General features: G+C 50.4%; 28 protein-coding genes. 17 read left to right on the top strand and 11 right to left on the bottom strand.

The genetic code is table 11. The annotated features are described in order from the left end of the window. Positions 1-15: 15 nt before the first annotated feature. Positions 16-870 carry a 3-deoxy-8-phosphooctulonate synthase gene (kdsA, locus tag ACNQKP_RS08640; RefSeq protein ID WP_038449527.1) on the bottom strand — a complete coding sequence of 285 codons (855 nt, stop codon included), beginning with the start codon at positions 868-870 and terminating at the stop codon, positions 16-18. Positions 871-990: 120 nt separating this feature from the next. Between kdsA and gntA the strand changes: the two genes are divergently transcribed. The 4 genes from gntA (at position 991) to ligD (ending at position 5,554) form a co-directional block, all read left to right on the top strand. Further along, complete coding sequence (gene gntA / locus ACNQKP_RS08635; RefSeq protein ID WP_417864187.1) at positions 991-1,674, top strand: guanitoxin biosynthesis heme-dependent pre-guanitoxin N-hydroxylase GntA; 684 nt, start codon at positions 991-993, stop codon at positions 1,672-1,674. Beyond that, on the top strand, positions 1,665-2,264 hold the full coding sequence (locus ACNQKP_RS08630; protein ID WP_417864186.1) for a DUF1989 domain-containing protein: 600 nt from the start codon (positions 1,665-1,667) through the stop codon (positions 2,262-2,264). The genes gntA and ACNQKP_RS08630 overlap by 10 nt, the downstream gene beginning before the upstream one ends. A gap of 110 nt (positions 2,265-2,374) precedes the next feature. Next, complete coding sequence (locus ACNQKP_RS08625; RefSeq protein ID WP_417864184.1) at positions 2,375-3,208, top strand: Ku protein; 834 nt, start codon at positions 2,375-2,377, stop codon at positions 3,206-3,208. Positions 3,209-3,211: 3 nt separating this feature from the next. Next, a complete protein-coding gene (ligD, locus tag ACNQKP_RS08620) occupies positions 3,212-5,554 on the top strand; it encodes a DNA ligase D (RefSeq protein ID WP_417864182.1) in 2,343 nt (780 codons plus the stop codon). On the opposite strand, the gene ACNQKP_RS08615 is transcribed toward ligD, so the two are convergent. From ACNQKP_RS08615 to ACNQKP_RS08580, 8 genes are all read right to left on the bottom strand, one after another. Next, the gene (locus tag ACNQKP_RS08615) at positions 5,538-6,656 is read right to left on the bottom strand and encodes a DegT/DnrJ/EryC1/StrS family aminotransferase (protein WP_417864181.1); all 1,119 of its coding nucleotides are present in this window, start codon (positions 6,654-6,656) and stop codon (positions 5,538-5,540) included. The genes ligD and ACNQKP_RS08615 overlap by 17 nt on opposite strands. A gap of 191 nt (positions 6,657-6,847) precedes the next feature. Beyond that, the gene (locus tag ACNQKP_RS08610; protein WP_417864179.1) at positions 6,848-7,144 is read right to left on the bottom strand and encodes a DJ-1/PfpI family protein; all 297 of its coding nucleotides are present in this window, start codon (positions 7,142-7,144) and stop codon (positions 6,848-6,850) included. Between the two features lie 16 nt (positions 7,145-7,160). Continuing rightward, the gene (locus tag ACNQKP_RS08605) at positions 7,161-8,078 is read right to left on the bottom strand and encodes a BON domain-containing protein (protein ID WP_417864178.1); all 918 of its coding nucleotides are present in this window, start codon (positions 8,076-8,078) and stop codon (positions 7,161-7,163) included. Positions 8,079-8,234: 156 nt separating this feature from the next. Beyond that, positions 8,235-8,528 (bottom strand): hypothetical protein, encoded by a 294-nt coding sequence (locus ACNQKP_RS08600; protein WP_417864177.1) that lies wholly within the window; start codon positions 8,526-8,528, stop codon positions 8,235-8,237. Between the two features lie 28 nt (positions 8,529-8,556). Beyond that, positions 8,557-8,814, bottom strand: a complete 258-nt coding sequence (locus ACNQKP_RS08595) for a hypothetical protein (protein ID WP_417864175.1) — start codon at positions 8,812-8,814, stop codon at positions 8,557-8,559. A gap of 120 nt (positions 8,815-8,934) precedes the next feature. Continuing rightward, on the bottom strand, positions 8,935-9,369 hold the full coding sequence (locus ACNQKP_RS08590; RefSeq protein WP_417864174.1) for a BON domain-containing protein: 435 nt from the start codon (positions 9,367-9,369) through the stop codon (positions 8,935-8,937). Beyond that, positions 9,329-10,942 (bottom strand): FAD-dependent oxidoreductase, encoded by a 1,614-nt coding sequence (locus tag ACNQKP_RS08585; protein ID WP_417864173.1) that lies wholly within the window; start codon positions 10,940-10,942, stop codon positions 9,329-9,331. Before ACNQKP_RS08585 ends, ACNQKP_RS08590 begins: the two co-directional genes overlap by 41 nt. After that, positions 10,920-11,774, bottom strand: coding sequence for a YihY/virulence factor BrkB family protein (locus tag ACNQKP_RS08580; protein ID WP_417864171.1), 855 nt, complete (start codon positions 11,772-11,774; stop codon positions 10,920-10,922). The genes ACNQKP_RS08585 and ACNQKP_RS08580 overlap by 23 nt, the downstream gene beginning before the upstream one ends. A 98-nt stretch (positions 11,775-11,872) precedes the next feature. Here ACNQKP_RS08580 and ACNQKP_RS08575 point away from each other — a divergent pair, with 98 nt between their 5' ends. From ACNQKP_RS08575 to ACNQKP_RS08555, 5 genes are all read left to right on the top strand, one after another. Continuing rightward, positions 11,873-12,034, top strand: coding sequence for a hypothetical protein (locus tag ACNQKP_RS08575; protein ID WP_417864170.1), 162 nt, complete (start codon positions 11,873-11,875; stop codon positions 12,032-12,034). Positions 12,035-12,193: 159 nt separating this feature from the next. Further along, entirely contained in the window at positions 12,194-12,739 is a 546-nt protein-coding gene (locus ACNQKP_RS08570; RefSeq protein ID WP_417864169.1) for a hypothetical protein, read from the top strand. Positions 12,740-12,894: 155 nt separating this feature from the next. Then, positions 12,895-13,437: a hypothetical protein gene (locus tag ACNQKP_RS08565; protein WP_417864168.1), complete on the top strand. Its 543-nt coding sequence runs from the start codon at positions 12,895-12,897 to the stop codon at positions 13,435-13,437. A gap of 28 nt (positions 13,438-13,465) precedes the next feature. Further along, positions 13,466-14,056 carry an outer membrane beta-barrel protein gene (locus ACNQKP_RS08560; protein WP_417864166.1) on the top strand — a complete coding sequence of 197 codons (591 nt, stop codon included), beginning with the start codon at positions 13,466-13,468 and terminating at the stop codon, positions 14,054-14,056. A gap of 147 nt (positions 14,057-14,203) precedes the next feature. Continuing rightward, positions 14,204-15,700, top strand: coding sequence for an FMN-binding glutamate synthase family protein (locus ACNQKP_RS08555; RefSeq protein WP_417864164.1), 1,497 nt, complete (start codon positions 14,204-14,206; stop codon positions 15,698-15,700). Between the two features lie 533 nt (positions 15,701-16,233). Here the strand turns inward: ACNQKP_RS08555 and ACNQKP_RS08550 are convergent. Together ACNQKP_RS08550 and ACNQKP_RS08545 are read right to left on the bottom strand one after the other, a co-directional pair. Further along, positions 16,234-16,656, bottom strand: a complete 423-nt coding sequence (locus ACNQKP_RS08550; RefSeq protein WP_417864163.1) for a hypothetical protein — start codon at positions 16,654-16,656, stop codon at positions 16,234-16,236. Between the two features lie 71 nt (positions 16,657-16,727). After that, complete coding sequence (locus ACNQKP_RS08545) at positions 16,728-17,576, bottom strand: EamA family transporter (protein ID WP_417864162.1); 849 nt, start codon at positions 17,574-17,576, stop codon at positions 16,728-16,730. 83 nt (positions 17,577-17,659) lie between these two features. On the opposite strand from ACNQKP_RS08545, the gene queA reads away from it, so the two are divergent. The 8 genes from queA to ACNQKP_RS08505 all read left to right on the top strand — a co-directional run bounded on the left by queA (position 17,660) and on the right by ACNQKP_RS08505 (position 26,067). Then, positions 17,660-18,700, top strand: coding sequence for a tRNA preQ1(34) S-adenosylmethionine ribosyltransferase-isomerase QueA (queA, locus tag ACNQKP_RS08540; protein WP_417864160.1), 1,041 nt, complete (start codon positions 17,660-17,662; stop codon positions 18,698-18,700). A 4-nt stretch (positions 18,701-18,704) separates the two neighbouring features. Next, positions 18,705-19,880: a tRNA guanosine(34) transglycosylase Tgt gene (tgt, locus tag ACNQKP_RS08535; RefSeq protein ID WP_417864158.1), complete on the top strand. Its 1,176-nt coding sequence runs from the start codon at positions 18,705-18,707 to the stop codon at positions 19,878-19,880. Between the two features lie 200 nt (positions 19,881-20,080). Further along, entirely contained in the window at positions 20,081-20,422 is a 342-nt protein-coding gene (yajC, locus tag ACNQKP_RS08530) for a preprotein translocase subunit YajC (protein WP_226988156.1), read from the top strand. Beyond that, the gene (secD, locus tag ACNQKP_RS08525) at positions 20,422-22,116 is read left to right on the top strand and encodes a protein translocase subunit SecD (protein WP_417864157.1); all 1,695 of its coding nucleotides are present in this window, start codon (positions 20,422-20,424) and stop codon (positions 22,114-22,116) included. Before yajC ends, secD begins: the two co-directional genes overlap by 1 nt. 9 nt (positions 22,117-22,125) lie before the next feature. Beyond that, positions 22,126-23,064 carry a protein translocase subunit SecF gene (secF, locus tag ACNQKP_RS08520; protein WP_417864155.1) on the top strand — a complete coding sequence of 313 codons (939 nt, stop codon included), beginning with the start codon at positions 22,126-22,128 and terminating at the stop codon, positions 23,062-23,064. 8 nt (positions 23,065-23,072) lie between these two features. Continuing rightward, a complete protein-coding gene (recJ, locus tag ACNQKP_RS08515; protein ID WP_417864153.1) occupies positions 23,073-24,800 on the top strand; it encodes a single-stranded-DNA-specific exonuclease RecJ in 1,728 nt (575 codons plus the stop codon). Continuing rightward, positions 24,797-25,492: a 7-cyano-7-deazaguanine synthase QueC gene (gene queC, locus ACNQKP_RS08510; RefSeq protein WP_417864152.1), complete on the top strand. Its 696-nt coding sequence runs from the start codon at positions 24,797-24,799 to the stop codon at positions 25,490-25,492. The genes recJ and queC overlap by 4 nt, the downstream gene beginning before the upstream one ends. 5 nt (positions 25,493-25,497) lie before the next feature. Next, on the top strand, positions 25,498-26,067 hold the full coding sequence (locus tag ACNQKP_RS08505) for a DUF366 family protein (RefSeq protein WP_417864151.1): 570 nt from the start codon (positions 25,498-25,500) through the stop codon (positions 26,065-26,067). The last annotated feature ends 6 nt before the right edge of the window (positions 26,068-26,073 follow it).

Raw genomic sequence — 26,073 nt, 5'->3', positions numbered from 1 at the left:
TGATGGGGCTTTTTTTTAGTTTTCGGTGTTCAGTTCTGGGAAGGATTTTACCAGATCGTCCAGAGCTTTCATTTGTTGCAGGAACGGCTCCACTTTGGAAAGTGGCAATGCTGATGGTCCGTCGCAGAGGGCTTTGTCTGGATTTGGATGGCTTTCGATGAACAGACCCGCCAAGCCCACGGCAAGACCGGCACGGGACAGCTCTGCCACCTGGCCACGACGGCCGCCAGAAGCGGCTCCGAATGGATCGCGGCACTGCAGGGCGTGAGTCGCATCCAAAATCACCGGACTGCCTTTGGAAACTTTCTTCATGATGTTAAAGCCCAATGTGTCTACAACCAGATTGTCATAACCGAAGTTGGTACCACGATCACACAGAATGATCTTGTCGTTACCGCACTCTGCAAATTTATCAACGATGTTACCCATCTGACCCGGGCTCAGGAACTGGGGCTTTTTCACGTTGATCACCGCACCGGTACGGGCCATGGCTTCAACCAGGTCTGTCTGGCGGGCCAGGAAGGCGGGAAGCTGGATCACGTCCACAACTTCAGCCACAGGTTTTGCCTGATGGATTTCGTGAACGTCGGTGATGACTTTCACACCGAAAGTTTTTTTAAGCTCTGCAAATATCTTCAAGCCCTCTTCCATGCCCGGCCCACGGTAAGAGTGGATGGAGGAACGGTTGGCTTTGTCGAAAGATGATTTAAATACATACGGAATTTTAAGTTTGTCAGTCACTTTAACAAAGTGCTCACACACCTGCATCGCCAGATCACGGGATTCCAGGACATTCAGGCCCGCAAACAAAACAAAGGGTTTGTCGTTGGCAACTTCGATATTTCCGATTTTCACGATTTTATTTTGCATGGGTAATACCATAGCACCCTTTATTGGCTTTTGACATCCAATATTCTTAGCTTGAAAGGGAGTGCAGAAAGACACGAAGCCCGACCTTGTTAGGGTATGAAGTGGCACAGACAATGCCTTATGGAAACCGTTCAAATTGAAGCCGACCTTAAGTCCCTGATAAATCAGCGTCATTATCCGTGTGTGGCCGCGATTCAAGCCCTGCATCACCAAGACTACAGTTTTGATGTGTATGAAGACTTCGGCACCGGGGAGTCCCGGCACCGTCTGGCGGTGAATCTGATTCGTTTTAAACACGAACAACGACGCAGCCAGGTGCCTTACTTAAGCTACTTTGCCATTTACCCCCAGGACCGGGCCAATACCGAGGAAGAGTTTGAACGGAAGATGTGGCGCGAGCTGTCTGCTCTTTGGGAGGATGAAAAAATCGCAGGCAGCTGGGATCCGCAGTTCAGCGACGATCCGGAAGATCAAAATTTTTGTTTCAGTCTGGATGGGAGCGCTTACTTCGTCGTGGGCCTGCATCCGGCAGCCAGTCGCACCTCGCGAAGGCTTCCGTATAATGCTCTGGTGTTTAATCTGTACAGCCAATTCACCGAGCTGATGAAAAAGGGCACTTATGATTCCATGGTGAAGGTCAACCGGGACCGGGATCTGCGCTTTCAGGGCTCGGTGAATCCGATGGCCGAAACTTATAATGAATCCTGGGAAAGCATCCAGTTTTCGGGACGAAACAATCCGCCGGAATGGAAGTGTCCGTTCACGAAGGGCTTGGGAATTTTACGGAGCAAGTTATGGAGGTGAGCACGCTTTCTCCGTTTTGCTGCATTCCTGCCCAGAGGGGAGCGGGGTTTAAATTGCGTCGCGGGCAGAAGCTTCGGGTGGTCAGTCCGGAAGATATGCAGGTTGCGGATCTGTTTTGCTATTCGGTTTCTGATGTAACGGAAACTTTGTCCAGCGGCCGGTCGATTGACTACAACGACACGATCTATTTAACTCAAGGGCATGATCTTTATTCCAATCGCAGCAATGTGATGCTTTCGGTTTTGGAGGACAGTTGTGGGCGGCATGATTTTTTGATGACCCCATGCAGTTTGCGAATGTTTCAGATTGGCGCGGGAAATGCTGACCATCATCCCAGCTGTCATGAAAATCTGGTGCAGGCATTTCAGGACCTGGGCATTGCTGAAGACACTGTGGGCACCACGTTCAATCTTTTTATGAATGTCGAAGTGAATTCCCAGGGCCTGATTTCCATTCAACCGCCCAAGGTGCGGGCCGGGGATTATATTTTATTGCAGGCACAAATGGACCTGCATGTGGGACTGACTGCGTGTTCTCACCCGGAAACAAATCACTTTCATTGCAAGCCCATTCACTATCGGATCGAGTGATTGTCTTTTCCCACTGGACTGGACGGGGAATCGGGGCTTATTGGCAAAACAAGCCCTTATGACTTTTCAAACTCCTTATGATGGTTTGTCCTTTTTAAAAGGAGAACTTTATGGCGGGAAGTATTTGGAAAGGCTCTATTAGTTTTGGACTTTTGAATATTCCAGTGAGTCTGCAAAGTGCTCAAAGCGAAAAAGAGGTTCATTTTTCCATGCTGGACAAAAAGGACCTGGCGCGCATTCGTTATCTGAAGGTCAATGCAAAAACCGGCAAAGAAGTTCCAAGTGATCGCATCGTTAAAGGCTACGAGTACCAGTCCGGTCGCTACGTTATTATGACCGAAGGTGAGCTGAAGAAGGCCAACGTCAAAGCCACTCAAACCATCGATATCGAGGACTTTGTCCTGCTGGATGAGGTGGATCCGATGTTCTTTGACCGGCCCTATTATCTGGTGCCGCAAAAGGGGGCTGAGAAAGGCTACTACCTGCTGCGTGATGCGTTGGAAGGGACTCGTAAAGTGGCGATAGGCAAACTTGTAATCAGGATCAAGCAGCACCTTGCGCTGATTATGCCGCGAGGGCCCTATTTGGTTCTTGAAATTTTGCGTTTTTCCCATGAAGTCAAAAGTGAAAAGCAGGTTCACTTTCTGGCAGCGTCAGCCAAAAAGCCTTCATACAGCCCCAAAGAACTGAAGATGGCAGAAGAACTGGTTGAAGGCATGACCAGCGAGTGGAGGCCTGAGCAATACAAAGACACCTATTATCAGGATGTGATGAAAACCATCCAGCGCAAAGTCAAAGGCGGTCAGGGGCATCGGGTCAGCGAAGCCAAAGAGGAAAAAATCGCCACCACCGACAATGTCATTGATTTGATGCCGCTGTTGCAAAAGTCACTGCTGGCGAAGCGGAAAGCCACCAAGCGCAGCAAGGTGCGGGCAAGGGCGTAACTCATGCCGTTGAAAGAGTATCACCAAAAGCGGGACTTCAAAAAAACGCGCGAACCGCGTGGCAAGCCCCGCAAAAAGAAATCCACGCAGTCCACCAAGGATCAATTGATGTTCGTGGTGCAAGAGCACCATGCCTCGCATTTGCACTATGATTTTCGCCTGGAGTGGCAGGGTGTTTTAAAAAGCTGGGCAGTCCCCAAGGGGCCCAGTCTTGATCCGCATTTAAAGCGTCTGGCAGTTGAAGTGGAGGATCATCCATTGGACTACGGAAGTTTTGAGGGGGTGATTCCTGAGGATCAATACGGGGCCGGTGAGGTGTACATCTGGGATACGGGAATATGGGTTCCTAAAATTCCTCCGGCGGCAGGATTTAAGAAAGGTCATCTGGAATTTGAACTGAAAGGTCACCGGCTGAAAGGCACCTGGGATCTGATTCGCACACGGATGCAGGGCCGCCAAACCCAGTGGCTTTTGGTGAAGCGCGAGGATCGCTACGCCAAAGCCGGTAATGAAGCCGCGGTTATTGGTGCAGCTGAAAAAACAACCCGACATCACAAATGGCACGGTCACCGTGCAGAATTTGAATTTGTGCCACCAATGCTGGCGTTGTCCACTAAAGAGCCCCCCAAGGGCAAAGAGTGGATGCATGAAGTGAAGTTTGACGGCTATCGAATTCAGGCGCATGTGCGCAGCGGTCAGGTTCAGCTTTTCACAAGGGCGGGGCATGACTGGTCGGGAAAAATGCCGTCTCTGGCGCCCTCGTTGCGGCGACTGAGCGTGCAGTCAGCTGTGCTGGATGGTGAAGTGGTGGTGCTTGATAAAAATGGCGTCAGTCACTTTCAGAAGCTGCAAAACTATTTTCGCGAATCCGAAGATCATAAACTGGTGTATCAGGTTTTTGATCTGTTGATGTTAAATGGGCAGGATTTGCGGGGATTGCCTTTACGACAACGCCGAAGAAAACTTGCCGAAATTCTAAAAGGTCATCGCAGTGCGGATTTAAAACTCAGCGGTGAAGTGAAGTCTCTGGCTGGCACCAGCTTGCGAAAGTTTGAAGAACAAGGTTTGGAAGGAGTGATTTCGAAACGGTGGGACAGTCCTTACGTTTCAGGAAGAAAAGGCCAGTGGGTGAAAAGCAAGTTTCAGATCCGCCAGGAATTTGTGATTGGCGGGTACACAACAGGTCGGGGCGGGCGCGAACATTTCGGTGCGCTGATGCTGGGAGTTCATGAAAAAGCCGGTCTTCGTTATGTGGGGAAAGTCGGAACCGGATTTGATTCAAGTCTTATCACCACGATTTTAAAAAAATTAAAAGCCCGGGAAAGAAAATCGAATCCCTTCGCCAAAGGGGATCCACCGAAGCGAGGAGCTGTCTGGGTAAAGCCGGAATTGGTTGCGGAGGTGCGTTTTGCCAATTGGACCCAAGATCAGCATTTGCGTGCACCGGTCTTTATCGAATTGCGGGAAGATAAACCGGCACCCGAGGTCACTTCGGAATCATTATTGCTGACAAATCCCGATAAGGTTCTTTTTTCCGGTGATGGAATCACGAAGCTTCAGGTGGCGCAGTACTACATCACGATCGCCGAACGGATGTGGCCGTATCTTGAAAACCGCCTTCTGGCCCTGTTGCGATGCCCGGAGGGATCTGCCGGGAAATGCTTTTTTCAGAAACACCTGAATATCAAAGGCGACACCGTGGCCATCTTTGAAAAGGATGATGCTTTGTTTGTGCAAGAGCCTCGCGGCTTGTTGGAGCTGGTGCAGATGGGGGCCTATGAAATTCATGGCCGAAACAGCAGATCAGAAACTCCGGGACGGCCTGATCAGTTTGTCCTGGATCTGGATCCCGGCCCGGGAGTCAGCTGGGATGAAGTTGTTGAATCGGCCCTGATGTTTAAGAAGGATCTGGAAAGTCTGGGGCTGCCAAGCTTTGTGAAATTAAGCGGAGGCAAAGGCCTGCACATTCATGTGCCGTTTAAACCGGGGCCCTCTTGGGATGAGGTCAAGCGATTCACACAAGCACTGGCACAACATTGGGAGGACCGCCATCCTGAAAGGTTCGTCAGCAAGATGACCAAGAAGATCCGCTCGGGAAGAATCTTTATTGATTATTTCCGAAACTCGAAAGGGTCGACCAGTGTGCTGCCGTACTCGCTGCGCGCGCGCGAGTACAGTTCGGTGGCGATGCCGATAGCCTGGAATCAGTTGAAGAAATATAAAAGCGGGGATGCCGTGGATATAAAAAAAGCCCTGCAGATACTGAGGGCTGGGAAGGACCCTTGGGCGAATTATTTCGCCCGGGCCCCGGTCTTGCCAATTAAGAAAACTAGAAGTGCTTCTTAACTGTGTCGCAAACGTACTGAAGTTCTTCCTGAGTGATGTAAGCATAACAAGGAAGATTCAATACCGCTTGAGAGATATGGTGAGCATTGCCGTTGTCGATTTTGCCAGCCAAGTGACCTGCAGAACCGGATTGAAGGCTCATCGCGCCTGGATAGATTGTACCGTAACCCACGTTGGCTTTTTTCAATGAATCAATCAAAGAAGCACGCAAAGAAGGCTCGATCATCGCAACCGCGCAGTAGCCGTTTTCTTTTACTTTTGAAGTCGCACGCACTGGTTTCAGTGGAAGGCCTTTCAAAGACTCTTCATAGAATTTCACTGCGTTCATGCGGCTTTGAATGCGCGCATCGATGTGTTTCAAGGACATATTCAGGAACAAAGACTCGTAAGCCCCGATACGGGAGTTCCAGCCGATCATGCCGTGAGAATAGTGATCAGTTCTGCCGTGGTTGATCAAAGTGCGGCAGTTCTTTGCATATTCGTCACTTGTAGTGAAGATTGCGCCCGCATCACCGGAAGCACCCAGAACTTTTGCCGGGTAGAAGCTTGTGGTGGAAATCAAAGCCGTGCCCAGGATGGATTGACCGTCGATTTCAGTGCCGAAGCACTGTGCCCCGTCTTCGATCAGAAGAACGCCTGCTTCTTTGGCGAATTTGCGGATTTCCAAAGTGTCAGCAGAAGCCCAACCGTAAAGGTGAACCATCACGGCTGCTTTTGGTTTGAATTGTTCTACAGCTTGTTTGAAAGTCGCCAGATCCCAGTGGCAGGTCTCGCGGTTGACGTCCACAGTCACAGGGTTTGCACCCACGTTAACTACGGCTTCAAAAGTCGCCCAGAAAGTCATGTCAGGAACAAGGACCTTGTCGTTCTTGTTAACACCGACAGCGCGCAATGCGATCTGGATCGCGTCTGTTCCGTTCGCGCAACCGATGGCGTGTTTGGATTTGGTGTAAGCAGCAAGGTTGGCTTCCATTACGCCAACGATCGGGCCGCCAACGAATTGTGTTTTATCAAATAGATTTGCAACGCCGTTCAGGAATTCATCGCGGAAACCAGGTTCGAAACGATTCAGGGTGATAAATGGAACTTGTTGAATGCTCATAATATTTCTCTCGAGGATAGTGTTTAATCGATGAGAAAATTATCCAATAGGTCCTGGCAAGTTGCAACACCCGGAAAGTTTATTGGCCGTGCATCTAAAAACTGTATCTTTTTTTACGGGCGCGGTGGTGCTTTCTCGCAACACAAAACAGCCCATAAAGGCTTAAAATGCAGCATATTCGCAAGGGGGGCTCATAAAGGGGGCGAAGTGTCCCTCAATTGCTGATCACCTTGAGAAAAGACCTCAATCATCTTTTCGCTGAAGGCTGAGATGTCTTCAGGCTTACGGCTGGTCACCAGGCCCTGATCCACCATGACTTGGGTGTCAAACCAGTCGCCGCCAGCATTGATAAGGTCGGTGCGCAGACTGGGCCAAGAGGTGATTTTACGGCCGGAAATAATTCCGGTTTCGATCAGCAGATTGTCGGGATTGATAACCCCGCCCGGAATCATGCCGTCTATTTGAAAAAATAAAAGGGAGGCCGTCATGGCCTCCCTTTGCGTCTTAATGATTAGGGGCGTTTGTGGATGTGCTGGAAGAAGAGGACTTCTTCGTGCCAGTTGATCCGGATGTTCCCATGCTGGGAGAGCGTTCGCTGCCCAATGAAGAGGAGCTGTCTCTTTCAGTGGATGAAGACTCGCGGCTGACGCGGATGTTATTGGTGACATCTTTCACTCCATAGCAGCCTTCAGCGCAGTCTTCCGCCAGATGTTTCATGCGACGTTCCGGCACAGTTCCTGTCAGAGTGACTTCGCCTTCTTTCACCTCGACTTCAATGCCTTCGGCATCAATGTTGTTATCACGAGTCAGCATTTCACACACATCTTCCTTGATGCGTTCGTCAGAGCGTTTGTAGGATTTCGGTCCGCGACCGAAGAACTGGGAACGTCCTTCAGAGCGTTCAGACCCGCGCTCTGAACCACGTTCAGAAGAACGCTCACGATCAGTATCGAAAGAGGAGCTGGAGCGGTATTGGTCAGAACCCTGACGTGTCAGATCGCTGGTACCGTAAAGCCCGCGGCGGGAACTGCGGTCATCGGAACGGTCATAAGACTGTTCGATGGAAGAACCATAGCGATCCTGGCGGCCACTGGCATGGGGTTCATAAGAAGAGCCAGAGCGATTGCCGTCGATGGAACGACTGCCACGGGACGACTCGCGGGACCCTTGAGTGCGGCCATAGTCCTGATTCGAGTAATTAAAATCGCGACGATAATCAGAGGCATCACGATATTCTGAAGATGGACGGTATTCTTCATCACGATAGCCTGAGCGTTCGTCCATTTCATCGCGCTCATACCAGTCTCTGCGCTCAGAGGCTTCGCGGCGTGAAGGACGCTGCTCATCCCGGCGGAAGTTGCTTTCAGAAGATGAGTATCTGTCGCCGCGCATGCTGCGTGGATCACGTTGGTCATGTCTCATAATTGACTCCTTTTGTTGTTGGAGCGTTGATGTTGAGACGATACCTCGGGGATGACCACCTTCCTTTATGTAATGTTTTATAAAACAAATTTGTCACGAAACTACAAAGGCCTTCGTTATGAAGGCCTTTGTTTTATGATGTTGTTAATAGTGAAATCAGTCCCAGCTTCTTCCATCGGGCATCAGGTTCTGTGAATCGATATCACGGAGCTGACGGCTACGCATGTTGCGGTCCAGCTGCTCTTGACGACGGATTATCTCATCCTGACGTCGGTCCCAGTCCTGATCCAGTGTGTTCTGGGAAGTGCGGGGATTGGGCTGCGGACGTCTTTCCTGAGGCCCGGTAGGTATGGGGCGTGACTGATACTGAGTTTCGGAAGATCTGTACTGTGCCTGGGCGTAAAGCGATGGCAGCAGCAGGGATATGACGACGAGTGCTGTGAGTTTCATAGAAAGCCTCCTGATGATGAGTTAATGATTAGTGTCTTCTTTTTAAAAGGTACGCAGCCAAAGCCCCCACGCCCGCCACACTCACCGCACCCAGAATAATCTGGTAAGGGTGTTTCACTGCGTATTTGCGACCGCTTTCCAGAAGTTCGCCGGCTTGCTGATAGATACTATTGAAGTTCAGCGGTGAAGATCCGGTTATGGTGGGTTTGTGTGTCGGCGATGTTGGTTTTCTTTGTTTGGGACTGCCATAATGCGTGGAAGGGTTTCCTGCATGCTGAGCTGCCATAAAAGCCTCCTTGCTTGGTTTTTCTTTATTGTCGCGCGGGCCGGGCGGGCAGAGTATATAACATCGCACTTTCTGTCAGAGACCATGCAGGACCAGGGACCTTGGTGGGTCCCCGGATACCTACTTTCGTTTGAAATGCAGATCGTTGTGGATGTCTTTCACTCCTGAGCAGCGGGAGACATACTCTTCAACGAATCTTTTCATCTTGCGGTCGGCAACCACGCCACGCAAGGTGACTTCCCCTTGTGTGACGATCACTTCCACGTCCGCCACATCAATGTCTCCTTCCAACGCCAGGGCGTGCTCGACTTCGTCACTGATATTTCGGTCACTGAGCTCCATGTCCTTGCTGGAGGTCGAGCCGAATCGGGCGTCATCAAAAGCGGGTCGGAAGCTTTGAGTGCATCCCGTGGTGCCACGGCGCTGGCGATTGATGTCAGGCCTGCTGGATTGCAGCTCTTTTTGCGAATCCAGATCATGATAGCAGTGAACGCTGGCATCGTGGGCGGGACGCTTATCTTTCCGCTGAGGTGTCACGCGGTTTTGCTTTTTCATACTCAGTCCTTTCATCAGGCATGGAAATGGCTTCTGCCTTTTCCTGTGGTTTTTTCATAACGGCTTGTTTCAGTCCTGAAATGGCGGGTCCATTGATCACTTCACCGGTACAGGCAAAGCGCGATCCATGGCACGGACAGTCCCAGGTTTTTTCAGCGGCATTCCAGTGCACGATTCCGCCCAGATGCGGGCATACGGCATTGAGAGTGACGGTTTCGTTTTGTTCATTTGTATAGACGGCAAATGTTTTTGCCCCCTGATGCATCAGTTGTCCTTCGCCCGGATGTGCAGAGACATTTTTCAGCTCATCCCGTAACATAATGCGATCTCTATACTGGGTGAGTGCGTTCATGTTGGCCGAGATGACCTTGCCCAGATTTTTAACTTTAAAGCGCGATGGTGAATAGATATGAGTCCATTCGTTGGGATGCTGCTGAATCAGATCACGAATGACCATGGCGCTGACCGCGGCATGAGTCAGGCCATGGCCTGAGTCTCCGCTGACGATGTAGGTATTGCGATTGCCCGGATTTTTTCCGATATGGGCCAGGCCGTCGACGGGTTCAATGATTTGTCCGGACCACTGATAGGTAATCGGTCCGGAGATTCCCAGATTGAACAGAGCCCAGTCGTGCAGGGTTTCAAACTTGGCTTCAGGGTGATCTTCCTGTCCCACCCGGTGATCCTCGCCACCAATCAGCATAAGGTCTTTTCCTTCGGCGTGGTTTTCAACTTTTCGTACATAGTGATAAGGATGGGATGTGTCCCACATTAAAATGTCAGGGAAGGCGTCATGAGGCACTTCAATGCCGATGATATAGCTGCGATGGGCTGATTCCATTGTGTGAATCATCACCCGGTCATTGACCGGAACGTTGGTGCACACCACGACATGTTTGGCATAGACATAGTGACCGTTGTCAGTTTTCACCGAAGGCAGGGCACCGTCTTTGAATTCCATAGCGGGCGACTTGCTGTGAATCTTTCCGCCCATTTCCACGATGGCTTTAAGCAGGCCGTTGATGAATTTCTGACTGTGGATGCGCGCTTGTCGCGGAAAGCGCAATGCCGGTCCGAACTCGGCAAAGTGCGGGGGTGAGGAAAGCAGTTCCACATCCTTGAAGCCCAGTCTGGCGGCGGCCTTGGCTTCCTCCTTTAGAAAGTCCTTGTTGGTTTCGGGGCTCAGGTAAAGATACCCGTCGATGCGCCGGAAGTCGCATTCGATGTTTTCTTCGATGGTGATTTTTTCGATAAGATCAATGGCGTCACTGTGGCTGGCAATGGCTTTTTTTGCGCTGTCTTCACCCAGATTGTCCAGCAGTTTGGCAAGGCCTTCATCGAGAACATTGGAAAGATGCGCGCTGGTTCTGCTGGTTTCATTGTGTCCCAGCGTGTCCCGTTCAAGCAGCGTCACTTGAAAACCGTTTTTCAGCAGGACATAACTGTTTAAAAGCCCGGCGATGCCGGCGCCGACGACACAGACATCAGTGGAGGCGTCTTCGCGAAGTGGCGGAAACTCGGGAACCTGAGTGTCCTGCCAAATAGAGGTGTTATTCTGTTGATGTGGCTGCATGGGAAAACTCCTTTCTCCAGGCATAAATCGAATGGGCACCTAAAAATACAATCAAGGTCGAATAATAAACCCAGGCCAGTAAAACAACGATGGATCCGGCTGCCCCATAGGAAGAGGTGATGGGGCTTCCGCCCAAATAAAGGCCTACCAGTTCCTTCCCGATCACGAATAGCAATGCCGTGATAATTCCGGCATGGAAGGCATCCCGCAGAGCCAGGCGGGGAACTGGCAGAAAGTGGAAGATGCCAGTGAAAAGCAGGATGTAAAGAAGTATGGAGAAAATGATATTGATCAGGAATGCACCTTCTCCGTTGGCCAGAATGCCCATGCGGATGATGGTGTTCAGTAAAGTGGAGGCTATTAATGACACCATCATGGCAAAAATGAATCCGAAGGCCAGACCGATTTGCAGCAATCTGCTTTTGACGTAGGCGATGGTGGCGTGAAGCAAACTTAGATTCTCTTCCTCAACTTTGTGTCCGAGAATTTCTGTAAGGGCCGCGCGCATTTCGCCAAAAATCAAACCAGCGGAAAGAATCAGGGTCAGTGACCCCACGATTCCCGCCAAAGACATCAGGTCCACACGATCATTGGCGTTTTTAACCACTGCCTGTACTGCTTCGCCGGCCGTGGGTCCCACCAGGGAAAAAACCTCCTGCATAAAACTTTGTTGCAGTTCCAGTCCCAGATTGGCGACCACTGCCAGCGAGATCATCACCAAAGGTGCCAGAGAAAAGCAGGTGTAAAAAGCCACCGAGGCTGCCCAGGTCATGGTGTGGCAGTCACTGAATCTTTCTGCGAATGTGAATACGAAATTCTTCACTTTCGTCATGCAACCTCACCCCTCGATTATCGGACCCTTGAGGGGTGGGAGGAAGGTAAAAGTCTTTGCAAATATACACACAAATTCATCCTTCAGAAGGAGGAGGCGTGCCGGGATCTTTGGAGGGGTTTTCCCGCGGCATTCCTGGATCAATTTCCGGCACGACTTTGGGGCGAGGTGGCTCCTTCACCGGTGATGGACGGGGCTGTGTTGATGGTGGTGGATCTTGGGGAATGGGAATTTCATTGGGTCTGGGAGGTGTCATGTAAAACTCCTTTTTTTTATTAAGCGGACTTTCAAAAACGCACGCAAAGAAATTTTTATTACATGCGGGAAGGCCTGTTCACAAACATGACCGAAGATGTAGGCCGTGTGAAAAAAAGATCTTAGTCTTTCAGGTGATCAACAACCTTAACAAAGGATCAACTATGAAAACATATCTTGTTATTGCATTGTTTGCTGCCGCGACGGTTTCTTGTTCACATAAAGAAAAGACGGTCGACACTATGCCAAGTAGTGAGGCAAAAACTGTGGCGGTGCAGGAAGAAGCGACTCACGTGACAGAGTTCGGATTTAAGAAAGGATCCAGCGCGCTGACCAACGATGCCAAAGGGGATTTGCAGCGATTGATTGATGAAGCTAAAAAGACCGGCACCATCAAAGAGATCAAAGTAATCACCTGGGGCGACAAAGACTATCCATCTACAGAAACCAAAAAACTGTCTTCGGCCGAAGTAAAGCTTGTTAAAGAACGTAACAAGGCCATTGAAAACTATATTAAGTCCTATGACAGATCACCGGACGTGGATTTGTACAGCATGGCCGAAAGGCCAAATCTGTTGCAGGACATGCTGAACACCTCCGATTCTCGTATCAAAAAGAACTTGGAAACTGCGGGAATTCCAACCACTGATTCAACTGCAAAAGCTCCATCTAAAGCCTCCAAGTCGATCGTCATGGTGATTATGGAATAAATCCCCGCGGGGCAAAACTCCGCAATCCGGGCGGGCATTTCGGGACCGTGGACTTGTGAGCTGCAATTGAATGTGTTTTCAAGTCCGGTCCGGTTGATGCACCACCTGGAAATACTGATATTCGCAGAATTTATACAACAACAAAGGAGAATGAAATGAACATTCAATCTGTGATCGGCACTTTGATTTTTACAGTGGCTTTGTCTGCAAGCACATCTTTTGCGGTGGATAACGCCACGGAATCCGCAGGGAAAACCCTGGGCGCAAAAATGGTTTCAGAAATTTCCTTCGACGAGGGGAAATCCTCTTTGACGGATTCAGCCAAAGACGACATCCGCAAAATGGTGAATGAAGCCAAGCAAAAAGGCAAAATTGACGAGCTGAAGGTCGCGGTATGGGCAGACCGTGAATATCCGACGGAAGGTGCAAAAGCCTCCAAGCAGGATGTGAATCTGGCCAATGACCGCGCTCGTGTGGTGAAGAACTTCATCAAGGATGAACTGAAAGTGGGTTCGGTGAACACTTACAACATGACCGAGCGTCCGAATGCTCTGCAGAAGTTCATGCACACAGATACTGCAAAAACCAAAACGGCCATGGAAGACAGTGGTGCTGCTCCACGCACGCAGGATGAAACCGGCTTTTTCAATCAAAAAGCCAAATCGTCCAAAGCTGTCATTATGGTTTACATGAAGTAGTCATTCTTGATTTCACAACGGAGGCTTTATGAAAACAATCAGCGCGATATTTCTGGGGTGGGCCGTGATGGCAGCAATGCCGGCCTATGCAGGATTTTATATTGAGCCCGGAATCACCTATGAAAAAGGTGATAACGAGCTGGAGTGGCCTGCGCCCTTGAGCAATTCCACCGGAACGGGGCAGGGCCTGGGTTTTAATCTGAAGCTGGGTTACCACGCCAATGACATCTTTTTTGTCGGTTTGGATGGATCTTACTCCAAACCGAAGTTTGAAAGCTCTGCTTCCACCGACTATTCTGCCGAGGCGACATCGACACTTTACGGTGCGGTGATCGGCGCGCAAATGCCGGTGGCGGGGCTTCGCATCTGGGGCGGATACATCTTTGGAGGTGATCTGGATCCGGAAGAAGACGGTGGCGTGGATGTGAAGTTTGAAGGTGCCAAGGGGCCCAAAGTGGGGGTTGGTATCAAAATCCTGATCGTCAGCGTGAATCTTGAGTATATGGACCTGGAATACGGCACTTCCAAGCTGGAAGAGGCCGGTCCGGTGACCGGGGAGCTTGGCAAGTTCAAGAACAAGGTCGGCTTGCTGAGTGTGAGCTTTCCTCTGACATTTTAAGTTTTAAGACGAAAGAAAGGCCCGGTTTTGACCGGGTCTTTCCCTTTTGCCTTTTCAGTCCAGTTGGACTAGATTGGCTGTGCTTTGTGTCCGATACTTTGTCGGAAAGCGCAGTTTATTTTAAGGCGAGAGGGTCTTGAGGCTGAAATGAGAAGAGAGTTTTATATCGCATTTGCGGTGGCATTGGGTCTGAATGTGTTGTTCTATCTTTACTGGACACCAGGACTTTATTCCCTGTTTTTGTTTGTGCCTTTCTTCCTGCTGGGGTTCCGCGACATTCATCAGAATCGCCATGCGATCAAAGCCAATTTCCCGGTATTCGGTCACTTCCGCTATATTCTTGAATCCATCCGACCTGAAATAAATCAATACTTTATCGAATCCAACACCGATGGAAAGCCGTTCAACCGTGAACAGCGTTCCGTGGTTTATCAGCGTGCGAAAAAAGTACTGGATACTGTTCCATTTGGAACCCAGCACAACGTGTATGCGCAAGGCTATGAGTTCGTGACTCATTCCATGTATCCAAAGCATGTCGATCGCAAAGATCTGCGTGTTACGATCGGGACGGATCTGTGCAAGCAGCCTTATTCCATGTCTCTTTTGAATATTTCTGCGATGAGCTTTGGTTCTCTTTCCACGGCCAGCATTCTGGCTTTGAACGGTGGCGCCAAAGACGGCGGTTTTGCGCACAACACCGGTGAGGGTGGTATTTCCCCTTACCATTTGGAGCCGGGCGGCGATCTGATCTGGCAAATCGGAACGGGTTATTTCGGTTGCCGCACTCATGACGGTGATTTTGATCCGGAATTGTTCAAGAAAAACGCGGCTCACCCACAAGTGAAGATGATTGAGATTAAACTTTCTCAAGGCGCAAAGCCCGGTCATGGCGGTATGCTGTCCGGGAAAAAGGTGACCCAGGAAATCGCCAACATCCGCAACGTTCCAATGGGTAAGGATGTGATTTCGCCTCCGGGTCACAAAGCGTTCAGCGACAGTCGCGGCATGCTGGCCTTTATCACGAAACTGCGTGAACTTTCCGGTGGAAAACCCATCGGCATTAAATTGTGCCTTGGTCATCGCAATGAATTTGAAGAGCTGGTCAGCCTGATGACCGTTGAAAAAGTGTATCCTGACTTTATCGTCGTGGATGGTGCCGAAGGCGGTACTGGTGCCGCTCCGCTGGAATTTACCAACTACATCGGTATGCCAGGAATGGATGCTTTGGTGATTGTTGTCGACACGCTGAAAAAAGCCGGCTTGAAAGACAAAATCAAAGTCATCGCCACCGGCAAGATCACCACAGCTTTTGATATCATCAAGTTGTTGTGCCTGGGCGCAGATGCGACATACGCGGCAAGATCCATGCTGCTGGCATTGGGTTGTATCCAGGCCCTTCGTTGCAATAACAACAAATGCCCGACAGGTGTTGCAACTCAGGATCCAAACTTGGTTCGTGGCCTGCACATTCCGACAAAACGCGTGCGCGTAAAGAACTTCCACCAGGAAACACTTGAATCCGTTGCACACGTGATTGGCGCGATGGGTGTCGCTCGTCACCAAGATTTGAACCGAAGCCACCTGTACAAGCGTGTCGAAGACGATACGATCAAAACCTACGCCCAAATCCATCCAGGCGTTTAAAACAAATCGACAGCCAAAATCTTCGAGCGGGGGCGGGCCTTGGGTGGGACTCTTAGGTCCCGCCAGTCCAGTGGGCACGCATCCATGCTCAATCGGTGCCGGGACTGCGTCCCGGTCCGAGGTCGGCACCCTCCACAGGAGGGCCCACCTCCCCCATGCGCCACCGAAGGCCCACTTCCGGGCGGGTCCTAAGAGTCCCACCCAATTCCCTCGGTGCTGGATACATTTTTTCTTTCGTTTTTTTAAACGTGCCCGCGCGCGCGACTCTCGGTTTTTTTGCTTTTATTTTTTTTGCACTGAGCTTTGTGGGTTGGCGCTGAAAATCAGGGTCGTTGATCATTCATAAATAGCAAAATTTGGGGAGCGAGGAAGGACCCTGGCGGCCAGAGAGAGGCCTTCGCGGGGCCTGGATGGCCCTCCGCCGCAGGCGGAAGCGACGAGGCAGGATGCCGTGCCGAACGGCGCGCCGACAGGGGCCTTGCTCGGGCCCCAAATCGTCGTGTTAAAGGCAGATCAACGACCCGCCCATTTTCTTACATGCATTTGAATTTCATTTCGACGTTGTAGCCGTTTCCTAGAACTCCGTCGGCGACGGCTCCGCCCAGGCCTACGATGCCGCCGGCGGTGGATTCAGTTTGGCCACCCAAAACATAGGTCGCGCTGCCCAGGACTTGAGCTGCCTTGCTGGCTTTTTTTGCGGTTTTATAAGTCTTTTCATCATAGTCGCCCTTGTATTTGGAGTTTTCGTTGATGAAAGCGGCTGTTTGGTTGCGCTCTTTGCAGAAGCTGTTTGCCTGACGGATGGCTTCGCGGGAGCCTTGGTCGGTGTCTTCGCTGGCGATGACGACGCGGTGGATGCCGTCAGCTCCGGCGCGAACATCCGGGTGGTGGGCGCAAGCTGCGGTGAAAAGAGTGGCTGCTGTGATCAAACCTAAGCGAAGAGAAACCTTGTTCATGTTAAGCATTCCTTTTGTTGTGAAATAACAATGATAGGAGACGCTGAACTATGCAAACAGTCCAGATTTTTTTAAAGGCTTAGCAGCAAAGCGCCAAGTCCGATAGTGGCCGCACTCAGAATTTGTGTCCGGGTCAGGGACTCTTTGAGGAACACCGAGAAAATAACCGCGAAAAAGATGGAGGAGTTTCTGAGCGAAATCGCAAAGCCGGGGGCTGAAACCTTTAAGCCATACAAAAAGATCAGGAACGAAGCTGTGGCGAAGCTTCCGCACAGCAGAACCCGCACGGGGTGCGAGGTCATCGTGGCTTTCAGGCGCTGCCAAGGGGCACTGCGGATGCCGTAAAGTAAAAACGGCAAAGATACGATCATCGCCACCATGAAGAGCGGCTTGGGATCGGTGTTTTCGGTCAGGGCTTCGTGATAGGCCAGATGATATCCGGCGATAAAGACGGCGCTGATATAGGCCCAGATATCGTTTTTCAGATTCTGCCGTTTTCCTTTCAGCAGATCCTGGAAGTTCATCGCCAGAATTCCCAAAAGCACAAAAACAGCTCCCAGGAATTGCAGACCGTGGGCCCGCTCGTCCAGAAGCAGGGTGGAATACATCCACACCAAGACCATGGCGCCTCCGCGCATGATGGCGTAGGATTTCCCAAGGCTTGAGGTCCGCAAGGCTTTGGACAACGTCAGGAAATAGAACCCCTCAAAAACGCCGGAAAGAATGGCAATCGCAAAGGCGCGGTTGTCTGGAAAAATAAACCCTGTCCCGCTGATCGGCAGGCTTGTGGCTGTAATCAGACCACTTAGTAAAATGGTCAGAAAAAGGAAGCTTTCCTTGTCTTTAGAGGCCTTGGCCAGGGCATTCCAGGCAGCATGAAGCAGGGCAGAGAGTAAAAGTAACAGGGGTCCTAAAGTCATGGCTGTTGTTTTAAACCCTTTCCGTGGGCCGAAGCCACAAAAAACTGCCTCGTATGGGGGTTTTATGGTATCAGAACCCACCTATGAAACTGACCGATTTGGACTTTTCCTACCCTGAAGAGCTTATTGCCACGTCCCCTGTGCGGCCGTCCCGCGTGATGTGGGTGGAAGGTGAATTGGAGCCCCAGGAAATCAGTCTGCAGGATCTGTTATCGCGAATTCCGGCAGGCGATGTGCTGGTCGTGAATAACACCCGTGTTCTGAAACGCCGGGTATTTTCGGGCGACGTTGAAATCCTTTTCCTGAAGCAGATCAATACCACGGACTGGGAGGTTTTGTTCCCGTCCAAGAAATTCAAAATAGGCTCTGTGCTGGAGCTTCCTTTGGGTGTGCAGATGACTTTACAGCAAAAAGGCCGCCCGCAAACAGTTTCTCTCAGCCAGCAAATCAGCGAAGACTACTTCCAAAAAGTGGCTGAACTGCCACTGCCTCCCTACATTCAAAAAGCCCGCGAACAGCGCCACACGGTGGAAGCTGATGAATCCTGGTATCAAACGGCGTGGAATAAAAATCCGGGCAGTTTTGCGGCTCCGACGGCGAGTCTGCATTTTTCTGCAGAGGATATCGAAGGTCTGAAATCCCGCGGAGTGAAAGTTCTGGAAGTCACTTTGCACGTGGGGCTGGGAACTTTCCTGCCGGTGACGGCGGAAGATTTGAATGATCACGATATGCACGAAGAGTATGTCGAAATCTCTGCGGCGACCTGGTTGGCAGTGCAAAAAGCCAAGGCGGAAGGTCGTAAGATCTGGTCGCTGGGCACCACCACCAGTCGTTCGCTGGAAAGTGCGGCGCAAGGTCTGTTGGGAGCGATGTCCGAAACTGGTTTCAGTGGTTTTACCAAACTGCTGATTCAGCCGGGATATCAGTACAAAGTGGTCGATTGTCTGATGACGAATTTCCATCAGCCGCAGTCGACTCTGGTGGCTTTGGTCGCCGGATTTTCTTCCTTGAATCGAGTAAAAGCTTGCTATCAATGGGCCATTGAGCGAAAGTTCCGGCTCTTTTCTTATGGCGATCTGACAGTTTGGGTCGCGGCCGCAAAGTCGGCAGTTCACGAAGGGTGAGGTTATGTTGGACGGTCACAATTCCACAGCCGTGGGTCCTAATTCCACAGCAACAGATGCAACTATGAAACTGGGTGAATTCAAAGTTCACGCGACTGACGGCAATGCCCGTCGTGCCACCCTGATGACGGCGCACGGTCCGGTGCAGACGCCTGTATTTATGGCCGTGGGGACCAAAGCCACAGTGAAAGCCATGACGCCGGAAGAACTGAAAGACTGCGGCACTCAGGTTGTTTTGGGTAACACGTACCACTTGCATTTGCGCCCTGGCGAAAAAACCATCGCGCGCATGGGTGGCCTGCACAAGTTCATGAACTGGCACGGTCCGATTTTGACGGACTCTGGCGGTTTCCAGGTGTTCTCTTTGTCCCAGCTTCGCAACATGACTGAAGAGGGTGTGGAGTTCCGTTCCCACCTTGATGGCGCGAAGCACTTTATCTCTCCTGAAAAATCCATGGAAATCCAAATGGACCTGGGTTCAGACATCATCATGGCCTTTGACGAGTGCTTGAAGTATCCGGCCACCGATGAAGAGATCGAAAAATCCATGGCGTTGACGTATCGCTGGTTGCTGCGTTCTCAGGCGGCGATGACCCGCAAAGAAAGTCTGCTGTTCGGTATCGTACAGGGCGGTTTGAGCCTGAAGCACCGTTTGAAATCCATGGAGCAGATCTGTTCCGTGGATCTTCCGGGTTATGCTTTGGGTGGCTTCAGTGTCGGGGAGCCGATGCATTTGATGCATGCGTTGCTGCCGGATGTGGCGCCAAGAATGCCAGCCAATAAACCGCGTTATCTGATGGGCGTGGGAACGCCGACAGATTTGATTATCGCAATTGATTCCGGCGTGGATATGTTTGACTGCGTCATGCCTACAAGAGTGGCACGCAACGGGACAATTTACACCTGGAACGGCAAGGTCAGCATCAAACGTTCTGAGTACAAGGAAGATCCTTCAGCCTTGGATCCGGAATGTGATTGCTATACTTGTAAGAACTATTCCAAGTCTTACCTGCGTCACATGTTCATGAGCGGGGAAATCCTGGGATCCCGTCTGAACACCATCCACAACATTCATTTCTATATGAAAGTGATGGAAAAAGCGCGTGAGGCCATCGCCCAGGGCCGTTGGGCAGAGTATCGTGATTTCTGCTTAACACGCTTCGCCAAGAAAGATTCTTAAAGCCGATGAAAAAGGCCCGCCTGCTGCGTTGTCGGGCCTTGTCCTCACTCCGGCGTGCATAGAGCACGCCTGCGCTGCGGGAAGGCCCTCCGCCTTGCATCCGAACCTTTTTGATCGACTTTCTACTAAAGTATTGATTCTTCCCAAGAATAATGCTGAATTTTAACGTCAGTTAGAATTGTAAGTTTATGGAGGAATCAATGTTATACGGACTTCTTGTATCCACAGCTCATGCACAATCAGCAGCTCCTGGCGGCCAGCCATCAGCTTTCGAAATGTTTGTGCCGTTCATCTTTATCTTCGTCATCTTCTATTTCCTTATTATTCGCCCTCAGTCCAAGCGTCAGAAAGAACACCAGAAGTTCCTGACCGAAATCAAAAGAGGTGACGAAGTTGTCACTTCCTCCGGTATCCTGGGTCGTGTAGAAGGCATCACTGAGCAATTTGTGACTTTGGAGATCGCCGACGGCGTTAAGGTGAAAATGCTTCGCAGTCAGATCGCAACATCTCAGAAAGCAGCAACTCAAGAGGAAAAGAAATAATGGAAGGTCTTCGCTGGAGAACGTTTGTAGCAGTATTGGGCGTAGCCGCATCTTTGGTGTGGGTATTGCCTAACTTGGTTAACTTGTCGGATGTGTCCTGGTGGCCTTCCAAACAAAAACTGAATTACGGTCTGGACATCCAGGGTGGTTTGCACTTGGTGATGGGCGTGGATGTTGATGGTGTGGTTAAAGAATCCACCACTCGTCTGATCATGACCATGAAGTCTGAAATGACCAAGGAAAACGTGGCTTATGCTGACGTTAAATCCGAAAAACCTGAATCCGGAGAGGTTCAGGTTTTGGTTGCTGATGCCGCTGGTAAAGCAGCTGTTGAGAAATTCATTGCCGACAAATATTCAACTGTTTTGCAGGTTGTGAGCTCTACAGACACATCTGTAACGGCTCGTTACTTCGATGCTTACCTGAATGACTACAAAAATCGCGTTATTCAGCAGTCCATCGAAACCATCCGTAACCGTATCGATGAATTCGGTGTGGCAGAGCCTTCGATTTCCCAGCAGGGTGCCAACCGCATCCTGATCCAGTTGCCGGGTATGGCTGACGCTGAAAAAGCGAAACAGCTTATCAACACAACTGCGAAGCTTGATTTCATGATCGTGTCCCATGAGAAGACACCTCAGGAACTTCAGGTGATGATTGCTGAAGCTGAAAAAGCGGGCAACTTCAACATGGAAAACACCAAGTACTCTGACTACGTGACTCGCGTGAATGAGGCTTTGAAAGGCAAACTTCCGGAGAAAACGGCTGTTTACTTCGAAAAAGCTCCCAATGCAGCGACTATCGATGCAGGTGCTATCCCTTACTTGCTAAGAACTGACACAGATCTTGGTGGTGGGGCTTTGGATGACGCGTTTGTTGGTTACGACCAGTACGGTTCTCCTCAGGTGTCTTTGCAGTTCAACTCTGCGGGTGCTCAGAAATTCGCAGACCTGACTGGCAATAACGTTGGCAAGCAAATGGCCATCGTTCTTGATAAAGTTGTAAAATCTGCTCCAAGCATCCGCGATCGTATTGCGGGTGGATCTGCTGTCATCACACTGGGTGGCGGTCGTGACCGTAACGGTATGATGGATGAAGCGAAAATGATCTCCACGTCTCTGCGTGCCGGTGCTTTGCCTGCCTCTTTGGAGCAATTGGAAGAGCGTCGTGTAGGTCCAACTTTGGGTGCTGATGCGATCGGCAAAGCCAAGTTGGGTTCATACGTGGGTGCCGCGATCATCGTGATCTTCATGTTGGTTTACTACAAATCCATGGGTGCGGTTGCTTCCTTTGCTTTGGGGTTGAACATCCTGGGCATCTTTGCTTTGTTGACAACTTTCGGTGCAACTCTGACTTTGCCGGGTATTGCGGGTATCGCATTGACTGTGGGCTTTGCGGTTGATGCCAACGTTCTGATCAATGAACGGATTCGGGAGGAACTGCGCATGGGCCACGGAATCAAGGTGGCTGTTGCTGAAGGTTACAACCGTGCGATGTCTGCGATCATCGATGCCAACGTGACGACGGCAGCGACTGCTGTGGTTCTGTTGTACTTCGGTACGGGTCCGGTGCGTGGTTTCGCGGTGACCTTGTTGATCGGTATCGTGACTTCCATGTTCGCAAACGTGTTCGTTTCCAAAGTTATCGTTGATACTTTGGTGAATAAATTCAACTTCAAGAAGTTGTCGGTTTAGTAGGTATATATGGCTAATAAAAATACAGAATCATTTGGACGTTTTGACTTCGTCGGTAAAGCCTGGTTTTTCGGGGGCGTGTCCCTGGTCCTGGTTGTTGCTTCTTTGATTTATCTTGCGGTTCACGGCATCAGCTACGGTATCGACTTTAAAGGTGGTACCGAGATCCAGGTGAAATTTGACCAAGGTGTTACCATTGATCAGGTTCGTGACTCCGTGGCGGGTCTGGACTTGGGTGAAGTGGGTGTTCAGTCCTTCGGTGAAGGCAACGAATTCATCATTCGTTTCCAGGGCCGTGAAGGTAAAACGGACAAAGAGACGAATGAGATTTTGAATGCGGACCTGACCAAGGTTCGTGGCATCATCACTGAGAAATTCCAGGCTTCCAATCCGGACATCCGCCGTATTGATACCGTGGGTCCTCAGGTGGGTGCGGAGTTGAAGCGTAACGGTTTGCTGGCAGTATTCTATTGCTTGCTGGTGATCCTGATCTACGTGGCACTTCGTTTTGATTACAAGTTTGCTCCGGGCGCAGTACTTTGCTTGTTCCACGATGCGGTGATCACTTTGGCGGTCTTCGTTCTTGTGGGTAAAGAAGTGAATGTGTCTATTTTGGCTGCGATCATGACGCTGATTGGTTTCTCTCTGAATGATACCATCGTCGTATTTGACCGTATCCGTGAGATCGACACTGGAAACCACGATAAGGGCTTCAAGTTCGTTATCAACAAGTCCATCAACGAAATGTTGGTGCGTACTTTGATTACGTCCGGTACCACTTTCGTTTCCGCGCTTTGCCTGTACATCTTTGCTGATGGTACAGTTGAGGACATCGCGTTCTCTATCTGCGTGGGTATCTTCTTCGGTACTTACTCTTCTATCTACGTAGCGGCTCCTTTCGTTCTTTTGATGGACAAGCTCCAGTTCAAAAAAGCTAAAGCGGCGTAAGGATTTTCATGAATCCTTTGTGGACGCTGCGGGAATCTGAGAATGAGCCAGTCATCCCCTCGAATGTCGAGGGGCAATGGCCGAAGCTCATCACAAAGGTTCTTGCAGCTCGCGGTTTTGCTGAAGCTTCCCATGTTGAGAAGCTTCTCTTCCCGAAGCTCGCTGATTTGAAAGATCCTCTTGTGCTTAAGGGGATGTCTCAAGCTCTTGAGCGCCTGGGTCAGGCGTACCTGAATAAAGAAAAAATCTGCATCTATGCTGACTTCGATCTGGATGGAACTTCCGGTCTTGCGTTGCTGAAAACCGGCATGCTGGCTTTGGGGTTTCCGGATGTTTTGCACTATCAGCCAAAACGGCTGGCGGAAGGTTACGGCTTCCACGCCCATGCGGTCGAGGAGTTGAAAAAGCAAGGTGTCAGCCTGATCATCACCGTCGACGTGGGTATCACCGCGCACGCGGCGATTGATAAAGCCAATGAACTGGGTGTGGATGTAATTCTGACGGATCACCATTTGCCAGCAGAAACAATTCCTGCGGCATTTGTGGTGGTGAACCCCAATCAGGGGGATTGTCCGTCGGGATTGGGTTATCTTTGTGGGGCGGGTGTTGCCTTCTATCTTTTGCGTGGATTGAAACGTCACTTCCACGATCATCCGCAACTGCCTAAAAGTAATTGGGATTTAAAAGAAGTGTTGGATTACTTTACCATCGGTACGCTGACGGACATGGTGCCGCTGGTGGACGACAACCGCGTGCTGGTAAAGCATGGTCTGGTGAAGCTTGCTGAAACCAAACGTGCAGGACTTCGAGCGTTGCTTGAAGAATTAGACCTGACCGGAAGACCGCTGACAAGTCAGGATGTGGCGATTCGTTTTGCGCCAAAGCTGAATGCGCTTTCTCGTATGGAATCCGGCATTCTTCCGATTGATATATTCTTGTTGGATGATCCCAGCCAAGCCCGCGATATGGTTCGACAAGTGATGAAGAATAATTCCACCCGCGTGCAATTGCAGGGGGATGCGGAAGCAGAAGCTCAACAATTACTTCAAGGCTGGCCTCATCAGGATTTCGTGTTTGTCGCTTCCAAAAACTTCCACCGCGGAGTTCTTGGGTTGATCGCGACGAAGCTGACTCAAGTCTATAACAAACCAGCCTTTGTGGGGGCGGTGGGTGATGACGGCATGATCGTGGGCAGTGCCCGTTTGCCACAAGGTCAGGAAGCCTGTCTGGTGGAGGCGATGTCTTCGGCGCAGGAGTTGCTCAGTCGTTTCGGTGGTCACTCGGCTGCAGCGGGTTTTGAAATTGCTGAAACCAAGGTTTCCACTTTCGTCGGTAAACTTGCGGATCATTTCTCGGATTTGCGCGAAAAGCCCAAACCGCTAGAAATCTTCTACGATGTTGAAGCCGGGCTTTCCGAAGTCAGCGAAGCTCTGATGAAATGGTATGACTTCGTCGGTCCGTTCGGGGCGGGGTTCTCGATTCCTTTGATTCATTTCACGAATGTGCAGGTTTTATCCAAGCGCGAACTGAAGGGCGGTCATCTTCGTTTGAAGATTGCCGATGCTGATGGCGGAGCTTCTGCGGAAGCATTGTTGTTCACGCCGACACCACGCCAGCTGGATACCTTGACGAATGTGCCAGGGTTCTACCATGTTCTGGGTGAACTGCAGTGGAACTATTTTGCCGGGCAAAAGACAGTTCAGATTCTTATTCGGGATTTAAAGGCAGCCACATGAAAAAAAACAAAAAGGTCGTAGTGCTTTTATCGGCGGGTTTGGACTCGACGGTGAATGCTTACGAGGCTATCAAACATCATCATGAAATTGTTCTGGCTTTGACTTTCAATTATGGTCAGCGCGCCGCCAAGAAAGAACTGGAAGCTTCGGCGAACATCGCCAAGCATCTGGGGATTCCACATAAAGTTGTCGAGCTTCCGTGGTTCAAGGATTTTAACAAGTCTTCTTTGCTGGTCGAGGATCAGGCCGTTCCCACGGGATCTGCCGTTGAAATCGACAATCAGCAAAAATCCGAAGAGACGGCCAAGTCGGTCTGGGTTCCCAATCGCAACGGGATTTTTTTGAATATCGCAGCGGCATACGCCGAGGCATTGGGTGCCGATGCCGTGATACCGGGGTTTAATGCCGAAGAGGCTGCCACTTTCCCGGACAATTCCCGTGAATTTTTGGAACAAGCGACTAAGTCCCTGTGGTATTCCACATCCAATCACGTGACGGTGGGCTGTTATACGGCTCACTTGAAAAAGCCGGATATCGTTCGCCTGGGACAGGGCTTGAAAGTTCCCTGGGAGCTGATCTGGCCTTGTTACTTCTCGGGTGACAAGTGGTGCGGGCAGTGTGAATCCTGTCTTCGTTCCAAACGGGCTTTTGCTTCAGCCAGTATTGATGTGAAACATCTTTTTAAGGAGTAGTGCGGATGGAAACTTCATTTATTGAAAAGAAATTTGCCTATGACGGTTCCCAGCTACGTTCTTTGTTTGCGTATCTGGATCATGGAATTCTGGGGCCCTCCATTGTTTCCTGGGTAGGGGCTTGCTCCATTCCCTTTGACCACATGGTCGACGGAGAAGATCTGCTTGAAAAGGCGGTGATCCAGTCCGATGAAATGCTTCATTTTATCATCGAAGTGTTTGATCGTGATTTGTTCTCGGGCGTGGCTTTGCAGCGTCTGTTTGCTTCGATTGCGAAAGACTATGTTCAGTCTCACGGGAAGGGTCTTCTGAACGGAAAGTCTGTTCGTCGTGACGGAGATGATATTTACCTGGATACCAAAAAGTTAAGCATTAGCATTGCGACTCGCTCACCAGTGTCTGTGATGGTTCATTTCGCCATGAACGTCACCAACAAGGGCACTCCGGTTGAAACCCTGTCTTTGCAGGATCTGGAGCTGGATCCAGTGCGCGTGGCCGAAGACCTGATGTCCCTGTTCCGTCGCGAATTCGAATCCATTACCATAGCCACCCAAAAAGTCCGCCCCGTCCCTTAGGCGGCT

The organism is Bdellovibrio bacteriovorus (assembly GCF_048286975.1).
Classification (GTDB): Bacteria; Bdellovibrionota; Bdellovibrionia; order Bdellovibrionales; family Bdellovibrionaceae; genus Bdellovibrio; species Bdellovibrio bacteriovorus_H.
This window is presented reverse-complemented; position numbering and strand designations above follow the sequence as displayed.

Coding starts and splice junctions, on each gene's coding strand:
- kdsA (WP_038449527.1), bottom strand. CDS start 870: ATGCAAAATAAAATCGTGAAAATCGGAAATATCGAAGTTGCCAACGAC.
- gntA (WP_417864187.1), top strand. CDS start 991: ATGGAAACCGTTCAAATTGAAGCCGACCTTAAGTCCCTGATAAATCAG.
- ACNQKP_RS08630 (WP_417864186.1), top strand. CDS start 1,665: ATGGAGGTGAGCACGCTTTCTCCGTTTTGCTGCATTCCTGCCCAGAGG.
- ACNQKP_RS08625 (WP_417864184.1), top strand. CDS start 2,375: ATGGCGGGAAGTATTTGGAAAGGCTCTATTAGTTTTGGACTTTTGAAT.
- ligD (WP_417864182.1), top strand. CDS start 3,212: ATGCCGTTGAAAGAGTATCACCAAAAGCGGGACTTCAAAAAAACGCGC.
- ACNQKP_RS08615 (WP_417864181.1), bottom strand. CDS start 6,656: ATGAGCATTCAACAAGTTCCATTTATCACCCTGAATCGTTTCGAACCT.
- ACNQKP_RS08610 (WP_417864179.1), bottom strand. CDS start 7,144: ATGACGGCCTCCCTTTTATTTTTTCAAATAGACGGCATGATTCCGGGC.
- ACNQKP_RS08605 (WP_417864178.1), bottom strand. CDS start 8,078: ATGAGACATGACCAACGTGATCCACGCAGCATGCGCGGCGACAGATAC.
- ACNQKP_RS08600 (WP_417864177.1), bottom strand. CDS start 8,528: ATGAAACTCACAGCACTCGTCGTCATATCCCTGCTGCTGCCATCGCTT.
- ACNQKP_RS08595 (WP_417864175.1), bottom strand. CDS start 8,814: ATGGCAGCTCAGCATGCAGGAAACCCTTCCACGCATTATGGCAGTCCC.
- ACNQKP_RS08590 (WP_417864174.1), bottom strand. CDS start 9,369: ATGAAAAAGCAAAACCGCGTGACACCTCAGCGGAAAGATAAGCGTCCC.
- ACNQKP_RS08585 (WP_417864173.1), bottom strand. CDS start 10,942: ATGCAGCCACATCAACAGAATAACACCTCTATTTGGCAGGACACTCAG.
- ACNQKP_RS08580 (WP_417864171.1), bottom strand. CDS start 11,774: ATGACGAAAGTGAAGAATTTCGTATTCACATTCGCAGAAAGATTCAGT.
- ACNQKP_RS08570 (WP_417864169.1), top strand. CDS start 12,194: ATGAAAACATATCTTGTTATTGCATTGTTTGCTGCCGCGACGGTTTCT.
- ACNQKP_RS08565 (WP_417864168.1), top strand. CDS start 12,895: ATGAACATTCAATCTGTGATCGGCACTTTGATTTTTACAGTGGCTTTG.
- ACNQKP_RS08560 (WP_417864166.1), top strand. CDS start 13,466: ATGAAAACAATCAGCGCGATATTTCTGGGGTGGGCCGTGATGGCAGCA.
- ACNQKP_RS08555 (WP_417864164.1), top strand. CDS start 14,204: ATGAGAAGAGAGTTTTATATCGCATTTGCGGTGGCATTGGGTCTGAAT.
- ACNQKP_RS08550 (WP_417864163.1), bottom strand. CDS start 16,656: ATGAACAAGGTTTCTCTTCGCTTAGGTTTGATCACAGCAGCCACTCTT.
- ACNQKP_RS08545 (WP_417864162.1), bottom strand. CDS start 17,576: ATGACTTTAGGACCCCTGTTACTTTTACTCTCTGCCCTGCTTCATGCT.
- queA (WP_417864160.1), top strand. CDS start 17,660: ATGAAACTGACCGATTTGGACTTTTCCTACCCTGAAGAGCTTATTGCC.
- tgt (WP_417864158.1), top strand. CDS start 18,705: ATGTTGGACGGTCACAATTCCACAGCCGTGGGTCCTAATTCCACAGCA.
- yajC (WP_226988156.1), top strand. CDS start 20,081: ATGTTATACGGACTTCTTGTATCCACAGCTCATGCACAATCAGCAGCT.
- secD (WP_417864157.1), top strand. CDS start 20,422: ATGGAAGGTCTTCGCTGGAGAACGTTTGTAGCAGTATTGGGCGTAGCC.
- secF (WP_417864155.1), top strand. CDS start 22,126: ATGGCTAATAAAAATACAGAATCATTTGGACGTTTTGACTTCGTCGGT.
- recJ (WP_417864153.1), top strand. CDS start 23,073: ATGAATCCTTTGTGGACGCTGCGGGAATCTGAGAATGAGCCAGTCATC.
- queC (WP_417864152.1), top strand. CDS start 24,797: ATGAAAAAAAACAAAAAGGTCGTAGTGCTTTTATCGGCGGGTTTGGAC.
- ACNQKP_RS08505 (WP_417864151.1), top strand. CDS start 25,498: ATGGAAACTTCATTTATTGAAAAGAAATTTGCCTATGACGGTTCCCAG.